The organism is Yersinia frederiksenii ATCC 33641, assembly GCF_000754805.1.
GTDB classification, from domain to species: domain Bacteria; phylum Pseudomonadota; class Gammaproteobacteria; order Enterobacterales; family Enterobacteriaceae; genus Yersinia; species Yersinia frederiksenii.
In genome coordinates this window covers 95697-115152 of record NZ_KN150731.1, presented here as the reverse complement: position 1 = coordinate 115152, position 19456 = coordinate 95697, and the positions used below count along the sequence as shown (strand labels likewise).

The following is a 19456-nucleotide window of genomic DNA, read 5'->3' as shown; positions in this document are numbered from 1 at the left end:
CTGTTAATCTTGCGACAATGCGCGCCATTGCTGCACTGACGGTCGCTGCCATTGATAGCTTGCATACTGACGAAGATATTCTGGTAGTGCATCGCCATTTAGCACCAACCGGTTAAGCATGAGTGCCAAATCAGTATCGGCAATACACCATTCGCTGAATAGGTTTTTCCGACCATCTGAAAGTAAACGCTCCAGCCCCGAAATGAGCCTATTCGCTGACTGCTGGGCATGCTCAGACAGTGGCGGCAATTTTAGCCCGGCAAAAACAACTTCAGTGGGACGTTCGGCACGAATAGGCACTAAATCACTGCGCAACCACGCCTGAATTTCACGTGCTTTGGCTCGTTCTTGTCTGTCTTGCGGGTAAATTCGTGCATACTCAGGAGAAGAAAAACGCTCTTCTAAATATTCGGAAATAGCTGAAGATTCAGACAATTGAAAATCATCAATAACCAGTGTAGGAACCCGCCGAGTCACCGATAACTGACCATAGCCTGCCTGTAAATTTTCACCTGCAGACAGATTGATGGGTGTTAATGAGAAAGGAAGTGCTTTCTCTGTCAGTGAAACAAATGCGGACATCACATAGGGGCTGAAAAATGCTGCATCACTGTACAGAATAATAGTTTGATGACTCATTAGGGCTCCACGTGGGTATATTGAGAAAATTAATCCGCTACTTATTAATCATCTAAAATCGTTAACAAGATATCTGCATCTGGGGTGGTTATATGTTTCCCCTCAAGGAAGCCGACCAGTTTGGCCCCGACATTATGCTCGTACACTTCATAACCTGCGATGCGGTAGCCAGGGATGCCATCCTGTCCACGAATATATTCATCGCCATCAATATAGTACCCAATGGTGCCTTGAGCATCTTCAATCTCATAACGCTTATCAAATGGAAACTGTTTCATTATATACCCTAAAACTTAACATACTGACATAATGCCAATTTATGGTTATGTAAGAAAGAGGCAGATAGGCTGCATGCCTCTCTTTAGGTGTATACTAACACTGGTTTAGAAATGATAAAATTGCCATAAACCTCATGGCAATTTTATGACTACTCATCGATCCAAGCTTAAGATGACTGTATTATTTTATGACTATTTCTTAAACTTCAAAGAAAGCAATGAATTATTGCCAGCAGCCATATATTTATCAGCTAATACCTCGGTACTATTAAATGTAGCAATAGCCAACTTCCCATCGATTGTCGTCAGCAACATGACATTTTTGATAGTTCCATCCATAGCTGGCGTATCCATGGTTAGGAGATAAGCTTTACGCCCATCAATATCCTTCTCTTCCAGAGTAGGTTTAAATGCAGCGAATTGTGTTTTCATCATATTGACGACATCACCAAGCTTACCTTCAGGTATTGCGTTATTGGTATCGCTAAATGCAAAGGACACACTACCATCTTCAACAAAGTAAGCTTCTTTCGGTGCATTAGCTTGAGGATACTTAATTGCTAACATTTCTTTAGACATCAACGTAAATTCAGCTGGCATATCAATGTAAGCTTTGCCACCAAAGACTTTAGTACCCGTCGGTTCTGGATCAGAACAACCGGCCAGAACAATCACTGCTGCAAATAATAGAAAAATGCTTTTCTTTAACAAAATAAATACCCCAGAATAAAATGAATATAAATACCCAGCAATAATAGCCGGGTACTGTTTTGATAAAATATCGCTGCCGCTAAATTATAGTCCTGCGTATTCCCCACAGTCCATTTAGATCATCCAAGATATATCCTAATTAATTAAACCCACGAGTTAATCCACACGTTAAATATAATTTATTTTAATCACAAAATAATACAAATTAGTTATTGCGTGTAACATCCATATTTATAAAGTAAGTAAATACATCATTCCGCAGAGTAAACCTCCATAACTTATCTTATAATAAGATAAATATAATGATAAGAATATTGGTGATAATCTCTATTTCCTCTGACACCCAATAACCGAGTTGATATTGCCCACCCCTCACTCTGGCACCCAAAATCAGGCAGTGGATGCCACTTTCACGTATTGCACCAGTGAAAATAAATACAGTTACGATAAACTGTGTTGATAAAATAAGGAGATAAGATGAGTAGTGAGATATTTCTTGCTGTCCTGGGTGCAGCACTACTACATGCTAGTTGGAATGCATTAGTTAAATTTGGCAGCAATCGTTTTGTTGCTATTTCACTGATGGCTATCTTCTCTGGTGTTATTTCACTTATCGGCGTTTTCTTCGTTGGCCTTCCCTCTCTTAGTGCACTCCCTTGGCTACTCTTATCTGTTGTTTTCCATACCGGTTATTGCCTGTTTCTGAGTAAAGCCTACGAACAAGCGGAGTTTGGTCAAATTTATCCTATTGCCCGAGGTGTCGCTCCATTATTAAGTGCCCTACTCTCATGGTTAATCTTGTCAGAGATACCTCGAACAGTCGCTTTATTAGGCGCGGTAGTTTTGGTTTCAGGGGTAATTATGATGACTTTTGATGGCCGCCGTGGTGTTAATAAACTCAATATCAGAGCGATAATTTATGCCCTTATTACTGCCACCTTTACGGCCTGCTATACCCTATCAGATGGTGCGGGGAGCCGAGCCAGTATTGAACCTCTTAGCTATATTCTCTGGCTATTTATGTTTAATGGATTAACCATGTTCGCACTACTCTGGATAATGCATCGTAAAGTAGTTTTTCGTGAAATTCGGCAACATTGGCGTCACGGTCTCATCGGTGGTGCTATGCAGTTACTGGCTTACGGGATCGTTATCTGGGCGATGAAAAGTACGCCAATCGCGCTAGTCGCTGCCTTGCGTGAGACCAGCGTACTTTTTGCTATGGTTATTTCTATCTGGATGTTAAAAGAAAAACCCTCAATGCTGCGTCTTATCGCCAGTGCCGTCATTATGGCTGGGGTTGTTATTACCAAATTTGGCTAATGTTTAATCAAATAGTGGTATGACCTATTGCTTTGATAAAAACAAGCAGGCAACCTCTACGACAAACCGACTATACTCATATAAATCCTATAAATAAGGAGAATATATGCTCATAGGGTTTGTTTTACTGGTTAGCACCTGCGGAATGGATGCTTGTGAGGCTCTGCCCGTGACTGACGAAATCTATGCCACACGCCACGAATGCATGGTCGTGGCTGTCCGCCTTCATGAAAGAAGGCCTGATGTGGTATTGATTTGTGGTGAAGTCTACCGCGATAAGCCTTAGTTAAATCATTAGGGGTTATGACTCCAATTTAACTGCCCGATTTCTCTGTTATCTCGCCTCTTTCACAGCAAATTAAAAAATACATTTATCCTCTGCATATGGATATAGCGAATACTATGGTGATTAAAATGTCTTTATTGCTGACGATATTGACGCAATTAAGTTAATTCAGGGTTTCAGTTTACTTATTAAGATTTCAACGGTACCCATTAGCCCATGGGTACCGCATTTGCCTGATAGAGAGCGGCTTATATTATGAATATTCTCGAACTAAATTAGCCAGCTTCTCTAGTCCTCTATCCGCCTGTTCTTCTGTTGCGTGACTGAAGTTAAGTCTCAACTGACCACATCCTGTTGATGAATTTGGGAAAAAGGGTTCGCCCGGCATAAACGCAATATTATTTTCAAGAGCTTTAGGCAGTAGCTTACGAGTATCTATGCAGTGATTAAGTCTCAACCAGAAAAATAACCCACCAGCAGGTTTTTCCCATGAAACGAGGGAACCTAAGTGGCGCTGTAAAGAGATCTCAAAGGAGTCACGGCGTTTTTTATAATATGCCGCCAGTTCCTGCATATGTTTGGAATAATTAGGATCACTGAGTTGCTGTAATACCAACCATTGGCTGATACGACTGCTGTGTAAATCCGTCGCCTGCTTTAACCGAGTCAGATAAGGAATTAACTCCGGCGAAGCGACCAGATAACCCAGCCGAAGCCCCGGAGATAAACTTTTAGAAAATGATCCCTGATAAATCCATGGGGCATGCTGTAATAAGGCACACACGGGCTTTCGCTCACAAGGATCATAGACCAGGTCACTATAGGGATCGTCTTCAAAAAGCGGCAACATAATATCGTCACAAACTTTGGCTAAAGCGGCTCGCTGATTAATACTGAGGCAGTGGCCACTTGGATTCTGAAATGTAGGAATACTGTAGGCAAAAGCAGGCTTTTCTGCTCTAAGTTTATCAATATCAGGCAGAGCTGAATCATAAGCAATAAACTGTGCGCCGAAGAAACGAAACACCTGTAAAGCTGCCAAATACGTTGGTGATTCCACAGCAACAGGTGTCCCGGCATCAATGAATAACTTTGCGACCAGATCAATTCCTTGTTGTGAACCTGAAATAATCAGGACCTGTTCCTGAGTACAGGTTAAACCACGCTCGCACAGATTCCGTGCAATTTTCTCGCGTAATTCAGCCTCCCCCTCACTGGCCCCGTATTGCAACATCGACTGTGGCATCCCCTCAAGATTCAAGTGAGGGAAACTTTCTATCGCGGGTAACCCACCGGCAAATGAGATCATGCCAGGCCTATCAATAACTGAGAGTATTTCTCGTATAGGTGATGGGTGAAGATCGTGCAGCCGTGAGGAAAATCGATTATTCTGGTCTACTACTGTCTTATTCATTGCAGTCCTTCCATAGAGGCCAACAAATTTGACCTTTATGGAACATAAAATGGACAGCGTGTTACGTCAATACTATTGACCTAATTATTTTTTATTTGTGATAAGAATTCGATGCTAACTGCTAAAAATAAATCGCAACCGGAAGACCTATTCCTCCATCAAGCTATCGAGCAATTCTATTTTGGTTACCGCTCCTTTACTGAGTTGCCCGATAAATTATTGGCAGAACAAGGATTAGGGCGGGTACACCACCGCATTTTGTACTTTGTCGGGCACAATCCCGATATTGCTATCAATGCATTACTGGGAATTTTAAAGATCAGTAAACAGGCGCTGAATGGCCCTCTAAAGCAATTAGTTAAAATGGGATTAATAACGGTGACTGCCGCCGCTCATGATCAGCGAGTGCGGCAATTATCTCTTTCCCCTTCCGGCAAAAAACTTGAATCACAATTAACCCATACACAAAAGCAGCTATTGCAGCGGGTATTCCTGCAACTGGGGAAAGAAACTGAAGTGGCCTGGTTGCAAGTTATGCAACACCTTAATAAAGGACTGACCGACGAATCTTAAGACCTCAGTAGGGGCAATTGCGATCCTTTTGATATATTTACCAGTGTAGCAATCGTTATATAATTAAACATATAACAATGAAGAGCAGAAATGGACAATCGCAGGGCTACGGGTTACCAACTAAATACTCAAAGCTAAAATCGCCTCAATTTCCACATTGATTTCCGGAGAAAAAAGCTGAGTAACCTGCACCAGAGAACTCGCAGGAAGATGTGCACCAAAATGATGGAATAGCACAGCTCGTAGTTGTTCAATATCGTCAAGTGACGTCACAAAAATTGTCACTTTAATTAATGAGTGAAGTGAAGTGTTTTCTGCTGAAGCAATACGATGAAACTGACTAAATATCTCCTCCGCTTGTTCTGCCATACTCTTGCCTTGAGATACAGTGCCGAAAGCAGTCAAACCGGAAATATAAAGGGTTTCGTTGTGCTTCACCGCATGGACGTAAGGCCCTTTAACTTGCCCAAGTGTCGAGTAATTCTTCCTGATTAATTCAGCCATTTTTCATCTCCAACATTTTCATTTATGGTGCTTTAATCAGAACACGTCTTTCCCGTTAATCCGATAAGCATTTATGTTCTACTTATATCCGTTAACTGACTGATTTAAAACACAAATAGCTTTATCCTTATAATCGCTCAGACCCCGCCTTATCAGCATGATTCGAATAGAGGACAACAGCGGCGCCAATCAGCATAGCGACAACAACAAGCACAATCTTATCTTCTTCAGTTCCCCCTATCCCACCAGCGGTCAGAAAGTACCAAGCCGCGAAAATAGATTTTGCGATCTTCTTCCCGGTACTTTGCACTTTAAGACAAATGCTACGTACAGCCCAAGCACCTAAAATCAACCCCATTAGTGCTAAAACAGTTCCCATATATTGATCCTCTAAAAGTTATTATTATTGTTCCAGAACATAGACATCACAGAGTATCAGGTTGTAATTAGCACTATATAAATAATCAAATACCATTAAACCCACTAGAGTCATACTGAATAATATGTCACCGTGCCGAATAACCTCTCAACTAAATATGCTGCTTTACCCTAGGGGCATTATCGAGCTGCCTAATGGCTGGAGTAAAGCTAGCAGCAACAGTCGCGATGACAACTGCAATGGCTGAAGACAGCAAAACAGCCGTGCTGCCATAGTGCATTGCGAGAGGGCCTGCGGCAATTTCGCCTAGAGGAATAGCGATAAATGACCCCATGGCATCATAAGCATAAACTCGCGCAAGCCTCTCTGGTGGAATATGCGTTTGCAGAGAATGGGCCCAAACAACACCGAATTGCCCAAAACCCACCCCGGCGATAAAGAATGCGCCCATCAAAATAAACGTCGAAGAAACCAGACTCAACAGGACGATAGGAATGGCGCAAAGTGCAATCAGCATGACACCGACTAACAGATCACGCCGGGGACGCCATCGAAGCGCAATAAAAGAACCGACAATCAAGCCAATACTTTGAGTAGCAACAATCATCCCCCAACCGGTTCGCCCAAATGAAGCATCTGCCACTATGGGGCCAAGCACCATCACTACGCCGCTAAAAGCAGCATTAACAATCGTGAACTGCGCGACAATAGCCCAAACCCAAGCACGGGAAATGAACTCCTGCCAGCCATCACGGAGATCCTGCAAAATATTAGTCTGTGATTCGGATGACTGCATTGGGTTAATACGGATTAACATATAAAGTGGTGCGGCAGCAGCAAATCCCAAAGCATCGATGGCCAATCCCCAACCGGGCCCAACAGCACTGGCTAAAACGCCCCCCAAAGAGGCACCAATCACTGTCCCCGCATAAATACCCAACTGGATAAAGGCGTTCGCTTCCCGAAGATTACGTGTAGGCACAGTTTGTGGAACCATTGCTGAAGAAGCCGGCAATGCAATACCTGCAGCCGCGCCGTTAATCGTACCCAGCACCGCAAGCCACATGATTGTTGCTGTTCCATCAAGTACTATCCAGGCAACCACTCCTTGAGATAATGCGGCAATAACAGATGATGACACCAGAACAAGACTACGGGAATAGCGGTCTGCCAATACACCGCCGATCAGTAAGAAAGCAACATTGAAGATAGAACGTGCCGCAACCACCATGCCTAAATCGGTAGCCGTCCCTCCAATATCGAGCACTGCAAAGGCCAGTGCAATAGGTGCAATTCCATTGCCTAAGACAGTAAGAAGCCGGGCGAAGAATAAGTTTCGAAACGGGGCGTAGCTAAATGTATGCCGAGAAAGTAAAACTGTAGAATTCGCGTTCACACACTTTGCCCCAAATTGATTCCAATAACTGGTTAAAAAAATAAACTCTAGTTATTATCTTAAGTTACAACAATATCTCACCAGTATATCAGACTGCCACACTCATTCGCGTTGCAAAATGATGAAATTATGTCGCTAATCGTCGGGGTAAATGAAAGAGCATAATGATGCCAATAAGGTCAGATAAAATATCTGATATGCATGATGAGGAGATATGCAATGTTAATTATTTTTAGCGGTTTACCTGGCACAGGAAAAAGTACCATTGCCCATTTGTTGGCTGAACGATTGAAGGCCGTGTACTTACGCATTGATACGATAGAACAGGCTATTCGCTCTGCAGATTCTAAGGGGGAAATATAGCAATGGGCCCTACTGGCTATATTATCGCTTATGAAGTAGCACGAGAAAATTTGCTCATCGGCTCAACGGTTATTACTGACTCCGTCAATCCTATGGCTCTTACACGCAATGCTTATCGTGATGTTGCTCTATCGGTAAATGTGCCTTTTTTGGACGTTGAAATTATCTGCTCCAATCTTGATGAACATCGGCTGCGGGTAGAAAATCGGACGCCAGATATTAAAGGATTCACTCTCCCTGATTGGCAGAAGGTCATCAACCGGCACTATGAACCCTGGGATAGAATTCACTTACAGCTGGATACCGCGAAATTATCTGCTATTCAATGTGTCGATAAAATCATCGCTTTATCACCTGTAAATTCCAGGCATTAATCAGTTTGGGCATATCTAAATTATATTATTTTCTGTTAATTAAGATCAGACATGGGTCTTATTTAGACGGGCACTGATAAGCAAAAGACCCCTTGAAGGGGCCTTTGTGTTATGGCTTAAGATATTATCGTTACGCCAAAACTTGTTTCACAAATGCCTTAATCTCTTCAACCTGGCAGTTGTCGAAGAAGCACTGTTGGAAACGTTCGCCACTTACTGCAGTTTTTACTAATTCTGGGTCAATAGCGCGCAGTGTATCCAGATAGTTTTCTTTCACAACCGCAGCTTTCACTTGGTTCAAAATACCCGCATTACGAACTTGTGGCTCTTTACGATCCAGTGGGTAGCCTTCGCCTTTCACACCGGTAAATGCTTTCTCAAAAATGTAGCGTACATTCAGTTCCGCACCCCAACCAAAACCTTTGGCGAATGGCAGTGACAGTGCATTACCGTTGTTAATCTGAGCAAACAGGAAAGCATCCGCTGGATCAATGCAATAACCACATACAACACCAGGATGAATATTCAGTGACATCATCGCACCCTGACCAGTACCACAGCCAGTCACTACAAAATCGACTGCTTTAGAGTTAAGCAGAATGCTGGCCATAATACCCAGATGAATATAAGTCAGGTGATGGTCGTTTTCATCACTCATGCCCACGTTGTATACCGGGTACGCTTTTTCTGAGGCTACGGCGTTCAGCTCTTTCAGGATAATCGCGTTTTTAGTTGCCTGACTGTTTTCCATCATCAGTGCAATTTTCATTATGTTCTCTCCGATTTGGTCAATGAAACCGAGTCCATTGAATGTGTTGTTTTGCTAGATTGTAGCGAAGATATCACTATCAAAACAACATTTCAATTTTAATGAAAATTAGTTCTACCGATGTCACACATCAGCATGATCCGCCTCGAAGGGTTCGGTTCTCCCCTTCCCTCAGCTTAATCCTATTTGAGGTTAAGGGGTTACAACAAAGCCGCGTAATGTCAACTGCGCGGCTTTGTTGTAACACAGGATACCTGATTTAAGTAATATCAGTGATGTAGCATCTCGTGAATAATTTCATCTTTGTCCGAAGATATTGGATAAAAAGTTGGCCAATTCTCCATTTCTTTAAGTAGTTTTTCTTGTGACTCATTACCGATGTACATATGAAAGTGGTGGGATTTATGCGGTTCGATAATATGGTCGCTAAACTGAACATATTTAGGGGCTTTGGAATTAGTATTTTTACACTCATACAAATAGCGCACCCCTTTCTTCCCTGACTCATAGTGCATTATTTTAAAGCCTGAGTAAGTATATTGGCAGGAGTTAACCGACTCAGCAGTATGAAAATCAATAGTGTTATTCTCAATACCTATCATAGTGATATTGGTAGCATAACCTTTTTTATAATACTCCCGGTATTGTTCAACCGTTTTATCTTTATTTTTCTTCGCCTTATCGGCTAATACTGGATCTAAATCCCCTTTTAATAAATAAGGATTAATCGATTGCCAGACACCGTCCCAATCACTAAGCGACCTATCTTTGACATCTTTATCGGCAAAAATACCCTCGCTCGCCTGACGAGCAGCATCCGACTGGTGATGCTCATGAGCATGGCTATGCTTACCATGAGCTAACGAATTAAAACTGATTAATGAAGCACAAACACTGAGTGCTATTAAGGGTAAGTGGTTAATTTTCTTTGGCATCTATGCCTCCTGATTAATTACTTGATGTGTTATGTTATACTATAACATAACAAGCAATCAATAGGTTTGGCACTCTCAAACCATCGGCACTTACAATGAACAATTAGCGTTTTTTTCGATTACGGTGCATATCGATAGCGACTGCACTAACGATGATAATCCCTTTAATAATGTCTTGGATGTATGAGTCCACACCAATAAAAGTAAAACCACTTTTGATCAATCCCAAGATCACCGCCCCAATCACTGTACCGGTAATTCTCCCAACTCCCCCCATCAAACTGCTACCACCAATGACTGCCGCGGCTATGGCATCCAACTCATATGATTGACCCATACTGGATTGCCCACTGCTCACACGCGCTGCCAGAACCACGCCAGCTAAACCTGCCAATCCCCCGGCAATGGTATAAACCGTCACCAGATATTTATTAACGTTAATACCCGAAACTTTTGCGGAAATCATATTTCCACCAATGGCATAGACATATTTACCATAGCGGGTGTGCTTTAATGCAATATGGAAAATAACAGCAATAACTAAGAAAATGATGACTGGCATTGCCCCTTGGCCGATCGCTGTAAAATCATCGGAGAGAAAACTTACCGGATTACCTTTAGTATAATACTGAGCAAGCCCTCTAGCAGAAACCATCATCCCCAAAGTTGCAATGAATGGCGGGATTCCGGTACGGGTAATCAGGAATCCATTTATAAAGCCACATAGAATCCCTACCCCAATTCCTGCAGTAATGGGAACAACTGCAGGTAAATCTAATAGATGTGGATACATCGGAGAAATACTATCAGTGGTTTGCGCCAAACTTGCAGCAACCACTGCGGTTAGTGCAATTAATGAACCAGAGGAAAGATCAATACCCGTGGTGATAATAACCTGCGTCACCCCGACAGCAATAATACCTATTATTGCAACTTGCAAGATAATCAATAATAACCGATTAGGGTTCAATAAAAATGACTGATCGCGGATAAACCAACCCAAAAACTCGAAGATTAATGCAATACCGATCATAACAATAAAAATGCCGGTATCTTTAGGTAACTTACCTTTTAATCCAGACATAAACGAATGTTCTTTTATCGAACTAGCCGTCAGTGATTTATCAATTTTAATATTATTCATTATCATTACCTTCCTGCAATTATTCAGAGGCTAGCGCCATTATTTTTTCTTGGCTGGCATCTTGTTTGTCTAATATCCCCGAAATATGACCACCATGCATGACTATAACTCTGTCACTCATCCCTAAAATTTCAGGTAATTCAGAAGAAACTAAAATAATAGCAACACCACGATTGGCTAATTCACTAATTAAGCGGTAAATCTCTGATTTTGCTCCAACATCAATACCGCGGGTGGGTTCATCAAGAATAAGTATCTTAGGCTGGGCTAATAACCAGCGTGCAATCAAAACCTTTTGCTGGTTTCCGCCACTCAGATTATTAATAATTTGGTCCATGGTAGGTGTTTTAATATTTAGCTTTTTAATCTGCTCCATGCAGTCTTGTGCCATTTGCCCATGACTGACAAAACCTTTTTTATTGATATACTCAGACAGATTTACAATACTCATATTCTCAACTACTGATAGCACTAGAAATAATCCTGACTTCTTACGGTCTTCGGTCAAAAAAGCTAATCCTTGTTCAATAGCCTTTGAGGGTGAGTCAATATTAACAGGCAAACCCTCAATGAAGATCTCACCACTATCTGCTGGATGCATGCCGAATAGGCTTTCCATTACTTCACTCCGCCCCGCACCGACTAAACCAGCAACACCTAATATCTCACCTCGTTTAACCGTAAATGAAATATCACGGAATAAACCATCACGTCGCAATGCACTGACTCTAAGCACTTCTTCACCGATGTTATTATTGAATTTTGGGAACATATGGGTCAGTTCACGTCCAACCATCATGGTGATTAAAGATTGTTTTGTCAGATTTTCTGTCTTATCTGTGGCAACAAACATCCCATCACGAAAAATACTAACTTCGTCCGTAATTTCAAAAATTTCGTCCATTTTATGGCTAATATAAATAATACCTTTCCCTTGTTCTTTTAATTCATTAATGATTGCAAAAAGGTGAAAAACTTCCCCCTCAGTCAATGCCGATGTTGGCTCATCCATGATTAAAACATCGGCATCATAAGAAACTGCTTTGGCTATTTCGACCATTTGTTGACTGGCAATATTTAACTCACCAACGACCATTTCTGGCGTTAATCTTATATTGAGATGCTGTAATAAATCTCGCGTTTTACTGTTCAGTAAATCATGATTAACTAACCCATAATGAACAGGCTCTCGTCCTAGCCAAATATTTTCTGCAACCGTCATATGTGGAACCAGGTTTAATTCCTGATGGATCATTGCTATACCGACATGAAGTGCATCTAAGGTATCGTTAAAAGTGACAACCTCACCTTTCACTTTTATCGTACCTTCATCCGGATGATATATTCCAATCAAACACTTCATTAGTGTTGATTTTCCTGCACCATTCTCTCCCATTAATGCATGGACACTACCTGGCTTTATTTTAATACCCACTTTATTCAGTGCTTTTACGCCAGGAAATTGCTTACTGATACCTTCAGCTTCGAGAATGTAAGGATACATATAATCATCTCCGTCATCTCATTATCTTCTGTTGAATGTGCCGTACTTATTCACTAAACAAAATGATAAATACGGCATTATCTATTTATTAAAATAGAGTTAATGCACACATTTCATTGCGTGTAATTCTAATTTAAAAAAGACATTGGCCTATTCTCTGCAAGTTATTATCTCAATTACCTGTTTAGAATAGCGCCTGTTTTATTTTTTGTTTTTATTGGCAAAATCTTGATAATTATCTTTGGTGATTAGCTGGTAAGGGATCATCACACTACTTTCTACTTTCTGACCAGATGCTAATTTAATAGCGGTATCTACTGCGCCTTCCCCTTGTCCTTTCGCATCTTGGAAAATGCTGACATTTAGATCTCCTTTCTTAATAAACTCAAGTGCATCCGGTGTACCATCAATCCCCCCGATAACAACACCTGTTTTCTTGGCTTGTTTTAAAGCAAGAATAGCGCCAATAGCCATTTCATCGTTATTTGAAGCGATTGCATCTATCTGCTGCCCGGAAAGAATCCAATCGGTAGTCACATCAACAGCTTCCTTGCGGAAGAATTTTGCAGTTTGCTTATCAATAATATGGATACCTGGATACTGGGCCGCAACCTTCTCAACACCTCGGGTTCTGTCACGGGTCGCCTCGCTTGAAAGCTCACCCATAAGAATCATGACGTTACCCTTTTCCCCCATCAACTTCGCAAGTTCTTCCATCTGCAAACGCCCTGCAAGTTCAGAGTCTGAGCCCACATAGGCCATACCAGAAGGTAAGGTTATTTCAGGGCGGCGATTCACAAAAACCAGTGGGATTTTGGCCTGCTCAGCCAATTTAATCATTGGCTTTACACCTTGAGTATCAACCGGGTTGAGAATAATGGCATCGACCCCTTGGCTGACAAAATTCTCTACCTGCTGAATTTGTTGAGCAATATCTCCTTTTGCATCTTCAAATTGCCCAGAGACATTTCCTTCTTCTTTCATCTTATTTTGCATAGCCTGACGCAATATAGTCAGGAAGTTATCATCGAAGTAGGCCATGGAAACGCCAATCTTCAAGTCTTTAGCATAAGCGCCCAATGGCAGCATACAGATAGCGAGTGAGGTAATAATGATTTTTTTCAGCTTCATGATCTATACCCTTCAATAGTGGAATGCATTAACATTTCGATGTCTATTTATTGAAAATATTTTTTTACAACGACTCAACTTGAACAGTTGTAACTATCACTATTTTAGACATCTCAGTACGCTTTCCGTGAATGCAACCGCCCCATCCCCGGCCTACAGCCCTCATAACTTAATATAAATTAATGAGTTAATGAGTTAATGAGTTTTCTTTTTCTAGTTACACCTCCTCCTATTTATTAAATGTTTATTTCAAAATAAAGATTATTGAAATTTTTAACACCAAACAACCGAAATATGTGTTTTGCATCGAGCAAATAACAAAACTATGACAGGGATCTAACAAATGCTGGTAATTTGAGCGCCAACCCGTGATTAAACGCACGGTTAAACTACAGCCAAGTTATCTATGGCAGATTTAATCAGATGGGAAGAAGAGGAGAAGAGAAAAACAGAAAAACAGAAAAACAGAAAAACCCAGAATTTATGCCCATTCACTCTCAAGTGCCGAGCATAAACTGGACATTTCTGATGAAAGCCATCTAAATTTATTATTTAAAATCAATTGATTATAATTAATTCCTTAAACAATCAAACTGATTAAGTACTCTATCTCTCGGGAAGTAAGTCTACCCACAATAAACAACTGCCAGCAACCAGTGGTTGCAGTTGTCCCCCCTTGATAGCAGGTAACCACCAGCATCCTTGTGAAGCGGTTAATTCATGTGTTTCAGTGTGACTAATGAGCCATTTCCCTTTCACAACATAAATCAACCCACCATGAGATACGGGTAGCTCTTGTGCTGAGTTAATAGATGTTACTGAAGACTGCCAGCAACCTCGTCGAGTCATAATGTTAAAATCCTGGCTGCTCCCCCCGAGTAAATGTGCATAGATAGGAATATCCCCGGGAAAAGCAAAAGGCTGTAATGGCTGTGAAAGTGTGTGAGCTTCCCAGTTTGGGCTGGACAACACAACACCCTCTCCAGAGAGCAATGTAATGGACCGGTCTATATCGGGGAATACCGAGAATGGACCATCTTGTTCAATAGTCGCGATACTGGCGCGCCAGGCAAAATCATCGCCGCCGACTGGCCAACACACAATTTCACGGGTTTCTCCGCCACCATTTCGCCAACGACTTACGGGTAAGCTGGCAAAATCAAAAACGGTAAAGCTCATCAGACCTCCTGTTGACAGGCTTTCAATACAGCCAGAAAATCCTGTGCAGTTTGCTGTTGCATTGGATGATATCTATCCACTATTACCGCTTTTCCCGCCACATAAACATCCCGAATTTGCGATTTATCCCCCGCAAATAACCACCGATTCAACAATGAAGCAGACTCTGTACCAGCAATGTAAGGATCGTCGCCATCCAAAACTAACCAATCAGCACGATACCCCTCAGCCAGCTGCGCAATTTTACTGGCACAAGCTTGCCGCCCCCCCGCCAAAGCTTGGCTATAAAGTAAATCGGCCACCGCAGGATACTTTTCATTCGTTAGACGATTACGACGTTGATCCCGTAGACGTTGACCATATTCCAGCCAACGTAATTCCTCCACCACATTGAGCGAAACATGGCTATCAGAACCTATTCCCCATCGCCCTTGATAATCTAAATAATCTACTGCGGGGAAAATACCATCCCCTAAATTAGCTTCCGTTGTGGGACATAAACCAGCGACAGCCTGGCTACTCGCCAGACGCACAAGCTCGGTTTCATCCAGATGTGTGGCGTGAATCAAACACCAACGACTATCAACAGGTAAATTATCGTATAACCAGGTGACAGGCCGTTGCCCACTCCAGGCCAGGCAGTCATTAACCTCTTTTTGCTGCTCCGCAATATGAATATGCACAGGTAACTGCTTGTCCGAAACTTGCAAAATTTCCTGCATTTGGCTTAGTTCCACGGCACGTAATGAGTGGAAGCAGAGCCCTTGATTTTGCAGTGGTTGATTTGCCAGCTGTTGGCGAATCACTTGCTGCTGCTTGAGATAACTTTCTGTGTTTTGGATAAAACGACGTTGCCCCTGTTGAGCGGGTTGAGCCCCAAACCCTGCATAACTGTATAACACGGGTAACAAAGTCATCCCTATTCCGGCATCTTGTGCGGCTTGGCTCAGCTGTGATGTCATTTCTCCGGGGTTACTGTAAGGAATGCCGTCAGGGCCATGATGTAAATAATGGAATTCGGCAACTTGGGTATAGCCACCTTTCAACATTTCTATATACAGCTGACGAGCAATTATTCCAACTTGTTCTGGTGTCAGTTGCTGTACCAACCGATACATCAGATCCCGCCAAGTCCAAAAGCTGTCCTGCGGATGACCCGCCACCTCAGCTAACCCAGACATCATGCGCTGGAAAGCATGAGAGTGAAGATTTGGCATTCCCGGTACTATTGGCCCGGATAAAATCTGACAACCTTCATTGCTGCTGCCGGTAATAATACGCTGAATAACCCCTTGTTCATCGACCGTAATCTGTACGTCAGTTGCCCATCCATCAGATAAAAAAGCACGTTTGGTAAAATAAACTGGCATAGCGATATCCCAAAAATTTGGTTCAGAGTTAAACGCGCCAAGCAGCAGCTGCGTCAATTAATTAAATCACTTACTTGTATATACATATACACCGGCTAATTTCAACCGTAGACTTAGCCTATAAATTCTCTTATTTAATGAGGTTAATATCGTGGCGGAACAGCAAACTCTCTTAAAATTAAGTACCGCAATGGACGATATTCCCGCGCCAATTTATCAACGGGTTAAGTTGGCTATCATTCGCCAGATAAAAACAGGTGTCTGGCAGCCACATCAACGTGTTCCTTCAGAAAGCGAGCTTGTTACCGAGTTAAGGGTCAGCCGCATGACCATTAACCGGGCGCTACGTGAGCTCACCAATGAAGGTTTCCTCATCCGAATGCAAGGCGTGGGTACCTTTGTTGCCGAGGCAAAAGCGCACAGTGCCTTACTTGAGGTCCATAATATTGCCGACGAAATTACTGCTCGCGGTCATCGTCACAGCAGTAAAATCTTACAATTAGAGGCGCGCCCCGCAAGCCCTGAAGAAGCGGTTGCTTTGAGTATTCAACCCGGCCAACAACTGTTCTACTCACAAATTGTTCATTATGAAAACGACATCCCCATTCAAGTCGAAAACCGTTGTGTCAATCCGAACACTGCCCCTGATTATATGAAGCAGGACTTCAATCAAATAACGCCTTACAGCTACCTCACCCAAGTCGCCCCATTAACCGAAGGTGAACACATTGTTGAAGCGGTGACCCCAAATCAAACCGAACGGCAGTTACTACAACTAAGTGAACATGAGCCCTGCTTATTGATTCGCCGCAGAACCTGGTACGGAAAAGCAATTGTGACCGCCGCTCAACTGCTCTATCCCGGTTCCCGTTATCAACTCTATGGCCGTTTTACCGCACAAGGTACCGTGACGTCCTGATCAATTTTATTTCTCTGCAAGAACTGCGAAGTGTTACGCAATTGTTTAAATCCCTATCTTGCCGATAGTGAATTTATACGCTAGGTTGTCCATAATTGTATATACAACTTAATTCTGTGCATTCTTAGGGAGTCAGATGGTGTTAACAATTCACTGTGACAGTCTGTGGTATGGTGCCGATATCGTGACCATGTGTGGAGGGAAGTATCACCTGATACCGCAAGGGGCGATGGCAGTCACTGACGGCAAAATAGTCTGGATTGGGCCGCATAACGAATTGCCCTCAGTCATTGCATCACGAGAAGTCGTCTATCAAGGTGGCCTAATAACCCCCGGATTAATTGATTGTCATACCCATCTGGTTTTTGGTGGCGATCGCAGTACAGAGTTCGAACAACGCCTCAATGGTGTGAGCTATGCCGAGATTGCCGCTAATGGCGGTGGTATTGTGTCAACAGTCCGAGCGACACGAAATACCAGCGAGCAGCAATTGCTCGAACAAGCTTTATTTCGCCTAAAACCTCTACTCGCAGAAGGTGTGACCTGCATTGAGATAAAATCCGGTTACGGTCTTAGCCTTGAAAGTGAAATAAAAATGCTGCGTGTTGCCCGCAAATTGGGTGAACTCTTGCCAATTACAGTTAAAACAACCTGTCTGGCTGCACATGCATTACCTCCTGAATATTCAGGCCGGGCTGATGACTATATTGATTTTGTATGTAATACCATCATTCCTCACATTGCTGCTGAAGGTCTGGCTGATGCCGTAGATGCATTTTGTGAACATCTGGCATTTTCTCCTGCACAAGTTGAACGTGTATTTTTAGCCGCACAGCTAGTTGGCTTGCCCGTCAAACTCCATGCAGAGCAACTTTCTGCCCTTAATGGCAGTACTCTGGCAGCCAAATTTAATGCACTTTCCGCAGACCACCTTGAATATGCAACTGAGTCTGATGTTCAGGCAATGAGTAAAGCGGGCACCGTCGCGGTATTGCTACCCGGTGCCTATTATCTGCTGCGGGAAACTCAATGCCCGCCAATTGAACTATTTCGTCAATATAACGTACCAATGGCATTGGCCAGTGATGCTAACCCCGGCACATCTCCAGCACTTTCCTTGCGCTTGATGCTTAATATGGCATGTACATTATTCCGGATGACTCCTGAAGAAGCTCTGGCTGGTATCACGTGCCATGCAGCTCAAGCGCTTGGATTACAAGACTCTCAGGGCACGCTCGAAGCAGGTAAATTGGCAAACTGGGTGCATTGGCCATTATCGCACCCTGCCGAACTGGCTTACTGGCTTGGCGGTCAACTGCCTGCAACAGCCGTTTTTCAAGGAGATATCCGTTGATGAACCTACCTGAGCCTTTGAGTTTTCATACCGGTAAATTACCTTTGTTAATCAGTATTCCACATGCAGGAACACGGTTAACTCCCGTAGTTGAAGCAGGCTTGACAGAGGCTGCTCGCCCACTTTCAGATACTGACTGGCATATTCCTCGTCTCTATGACTTTGCCCGTGATATCGGTGCCAGCATAGTGATAGGCAATTATTCCCGTTTGGTTGTAGACCTGAACCGCCCGGAGGACGATCAACCACTCTATACCACGGCAACTACTGGTCTATTTCCTGACACTCTATTTGATGGGCGCCCGTGCTTTATGGCGGATAAAACTCCGTCATCGCAGGAACGTCACTCCTACCTACTACAAATCTGGCGTCCCTACCACCAGCAACTTCAGCGAGAACTGGCACGGCTTAAAGCTGAGTTTGGTTATGCATTACTGTTAGATGCACACTCAATTGCCTCGGTTATTCCGCGGTTATTTGAAGGACAACTGCCCGATTTGAATTTTGGCACAAATAGCGGAGCCAGCTGTAACCCATCGCTAAGTCAGAAATTAATCGAATGCTGCAAACATCAAACCACATTCAGCCATGTTTTAAATGGTCGCTTTAAGGGCGGTTATATTACACGAGCATATGGCCAACCGCAGAATCATCAACATGCAGTGCAACTTGAGTTATCACAGTTAAACTATATGTCTGAAACTGAACCTTACTCCTATCTGCCAGAACGGGCTGTTCATCTACAGCAATTACTTCAACAACTGGTGAGTACCATGCTGAAGTGGGGTAAAGAGCACTACCCGCGCTAATGTTTGGCCATACCCTAGCTATTCCTTGCATTTACTGAGATTAGCAAGTTTGAATATGCAAAAAAGGCGAGGTTATCCTCGCCTTTCCATTCACCAATTTCC

Annotated in this window: 20 protein-coding genes and 1 pseudogene; 7 read left to right on the top strand and 14 right to left on the bottom strand. The window is 42.8% G+C overall.

The genetic code is table 11. The features are described from left to right. Nucleotides 1-3 precede the first annotated feature (3 nt). From yfcF to DJ58_RS20795, 3 genes are all read right to left on the bottom strand, one after another. On the bottom strand, nucleotides 4-639 hold the full coding sequence (gene yfcF / locus DJ58_RS20785) for a glutathione transferase (protein ID WP_004706496.1): 636 nt from the start codon (nucleotides 637-639) through the stop codon (nucleotides 4-6). 44 nt (nucleotides 640-683) lie between these two features. Then, the gene (locus tag DJ58_RS20790; protein ID WP_004706495.1) at nucleotides 684-917 is read right to left on the bottom strand and encodes a hypothetical protein; all 234 of its coding nucleotides are present in this window, start codon (nucleotides 915-917) and stop codon (nucleotides 684-686) included. Between the two features lie 192 nt (nucleotides 918-1109). Beyond that, on the bottom strand, nucleotides 1110-1628 hold the full coding sequence (locus DJ58_RS20795) for a hypothetical protein (protein ID WP_032910140.1): 519 nt from the start codon (nucleotides 1626-1628) through the stop codon (nucleotides 1110-1112). Between the two features lie 477 nt (nucleotides 1629-2105). On the opposite strand from DJ58_RS20795, the gene DJ58_RS20800 reads away from it, so the two are divergent. Further along, nucleotides 2106-2951: a DMT family transporter gene (locus tag DJ58_RS20800; RefSeq protein WP_004706492.1), complete on the top strand. Its 846-nt coding sequence runs from the start codon at nucleotides 2106-2108 to the stop codon at nucleotides 2949-2951. Nucleotides 2952-3057: 106 nt separating this feature from the next. Next, nucleotides 3058-3237 carry a hypothetical protein gene (locus DJ58_RS20805; protein ID WP_032910139.1) on the top strand — a complete coding sequence of 60 codons (180 nt, stop codon included), beginning with the start codon at nucleotides 3058-3060 and terminating at the stop codon, nucleotides 3235-3237. A 253-nt stretch (nucleotides 3238-3490) separates the two neighbouring features. Here DJ58_RS20805 and DJ58_RS20810 read toward each other — a convergent pair whose 3' ends face one another. Then, nucleotides 3491-4651: an aminotransferase-like domain-containing protein gene (locus DJ58_RS20810; RefSeq protein WP_032910138.1), complete on the bottom strand. Its 1161-nt coding sequence runs from the start codon at nucleotides 4649-4651 to the stop codon at nucleotides 3491-3493. A 111-nt stretch (nucleotides 4652-4762) separates the two neighbouring features. Between DJ58_RS20810 and DJ58_RS20815 the strand changes: the two genes are divergently transcribed. Further along, entirely contained in the window at nucleotides 4763-5224 is a 462-nt protein-coding gene (locus tag DJ58_RS20815) for a MarR family winged helix-turn-helix transcriptional regulator (RefSeq protein ID WP_004706489.1), read from the top strand. 120 nt (nucleotides 5225-5344) lie between these two features. Here DJ58_RS20815 and DJ58_RS20820 read toward each other — a convergent pair whose 3' ends face one another. From DJ58_RS20820 to DJ58_RS20830, 3 genes are all read right to left on the bottom strand, one after another. Beyond that, a complete protein-coding gene (locus tag DJ58_RS20820; protein WP_004706488.1) occupies nucleotides 5345-5728 on the bottom strand; it encodes a RidA family protein in 384 nt (127 codons plus the stop codon). Between the two features lie 127 nt (nucleotides 5729-5855). Further along, nucleotides 5856-6107, bottom strand: coding sequence for a hypothetical protein (locus DJ58_RS20825; RefSeq protein WP_032910137.1), 252 nt, complete (start codon nucleotides 6105-6107; stop codon nucleotides 5856-5858). A 151-nt stretch (nucleotides 6108-6258) separates the two neighbouring features. After that, nucleotides 6259-7503: an MFS transporter gene (locus DJ58_RS20830; RefSeq protein WP_032910136.1), complete on the bottom strand. Its 1245-nt coding sequence runs from the start codon at nucleotides 7501-7503 to the stop codon at nucleotides 6259-6261. A 219-nt stretch (nucleotides 7504-7722) separates the two neighbouring features. On the opposite strand from DJ58_RS20830, the pseudogene DJ58_RS0121380 reads away from it, so the two are divergent. Next, a pseudogene (locus DJ58_RS0121380) lies at nucleotides 7723-8240 on the top strand (P-loop nucleotide/nucleoside kinase family protein). Nucleotides 8241-8370: 130 nt separating this feature from the next. Here DJ58_RS0121380 and DJ58_RS20835 read toward each other — a convergent pair. From DJ58_RS20835 to DJ58_RS20865, 7 genes are all read right to left on the bottom strand, one after another. Then, nucleotides 8371-9009, bottom strand: a complete 639-nt coding sequence (locus DJ58_RS20835; RefSeq protein ID WP_004706483.1) for an RpiB/LacA/LacB family sugar-phosphate isomerase — start codon at nucleotides 9007-9009, stop codon at nucleotides 8371-8373. A 269-nt stretch (nucleotides 9010-9278) separates the two neighbouring features. Continuing rightward, nucleotides 9279-9944, bottom strand: coding sequence for a metal-binding protein ZinT (gene zinT, locus DJ58_RS20840; RefSeq protein WP_004706482.1), 666 nt, complete (start codon nucleotides 9942-9944; stop codon nucleotides 9279-9281). A gap of 103 nt (nucleotides 9945-10047) precedes the next feature. Then, nucleotides 10048-11088, bottom strand: coding sequence for an ABC transporter permease (locus DJ58_RS20845; RefSeq protein WP_032910135.1), 1041 nt, complete (start codon nucleotides 11086-11088; stop codon nucleotides 10048-10050). Between the two features lie 19 nt (nucleotides 11089-11107). After that, complete coding sequence (locus tag DJ58_RS20850) at nucleotides 11108-12592, bottom strand: sugar ABC transporter ATP-binding protein (RefSeq protein WP_004706480.1); 1485 nt, start codon at nucleotides 12590-12592, stop codon at nucleotides 11108-11110. Between the two features lie 201 nt (nucleotides 12593-12793). Beyond that, the gene (locus DJ58_RS20855) at nucleotides 12794-13723 is read right to left on the bottom strand and encodes a sugar ABC transporter substrate-binding protein (protein ID WP_004706479.1); all 930 of its coding nucleotides are present in this window, start codon (nucleotides 13721-13723) and stop codon (nucleotides 12794-12796) included. Nucleotides 13724-14329: 606 nt separating this feature from the next. Beyond that, nucleotides 14330-14902 (bottom strand): HutD/Ves family protein, encoded by a 573-nt coding sequence (locus DJ58_RS20860; protein ID WP_032910134.1) that lies wholly within the window; start codon nucleotides 14900-14902, stop codon nucleotides 14330-14332. Then, the gene (locus DJ58_RS20865) at nucleotides 14902-16272 is read right to left on the bottom strand and encodes a formimidoylglutamate deiminase (RefSeq protein ID WP_004706477.1); all 1371 of its coding nucleotides are present in this window, start codon (nucleotides 16270-16272) and stop codon (nucleotides 14902-14904) included. The genes DJ58_RS20860 and DJ58_RS20865 overlap by 1 nt, the downstream gene beginning before the upstream one ends. A gap of 151 nt (nucleotides 16273-16423) precedes the next feature. Between DJ58_RS20865 and hutC the strand changes: the two genes are divergently transcribed. From hutC to hutG, 3 genes are all read left to right on the top strand, one after another. Next, nucleotides 16424-17191, top strand: coding sequence for a histidine utilization transcriptional repressor HutC (gene hutC / locus DJ58_RS20870; RefSeq protein WP_004706476.1), 768 nt, complete (start codon nucleotides 16424-16426; stop codon nucleotides 17189-17191). A gap of 136 nt (nucleotides 17192-17327) precedes the next feature. Beyond that, nucleotides 17328-18545 (top strand): imidazolonepropionase, encoded by a 1218-nt coding sequence (hutI, locus tag DJ58_RS20875; RefSeq protein ID WP_004706475.1) that lies wholly within the window; start codon nucleotides 17328-17330, stop codon nucleotides 18543-18545. Then, on the top strand, nucleotides 18545-19354 hold the full coding sequence (gene hutG / locus DJ58_RS20880; RefSeq protein ID WP_032910133.1) for an N-formylglutamate deformylase: 810 nt from the start codon (nucleotides 18545-18547) through the stop codon (nucleotides 19352-19354). Before hutI ends, hutG begins: the two co-directional genes overlap by 1 nt. Nucleotides 19355-19456 lie beyond the last annotated feature (102 nt).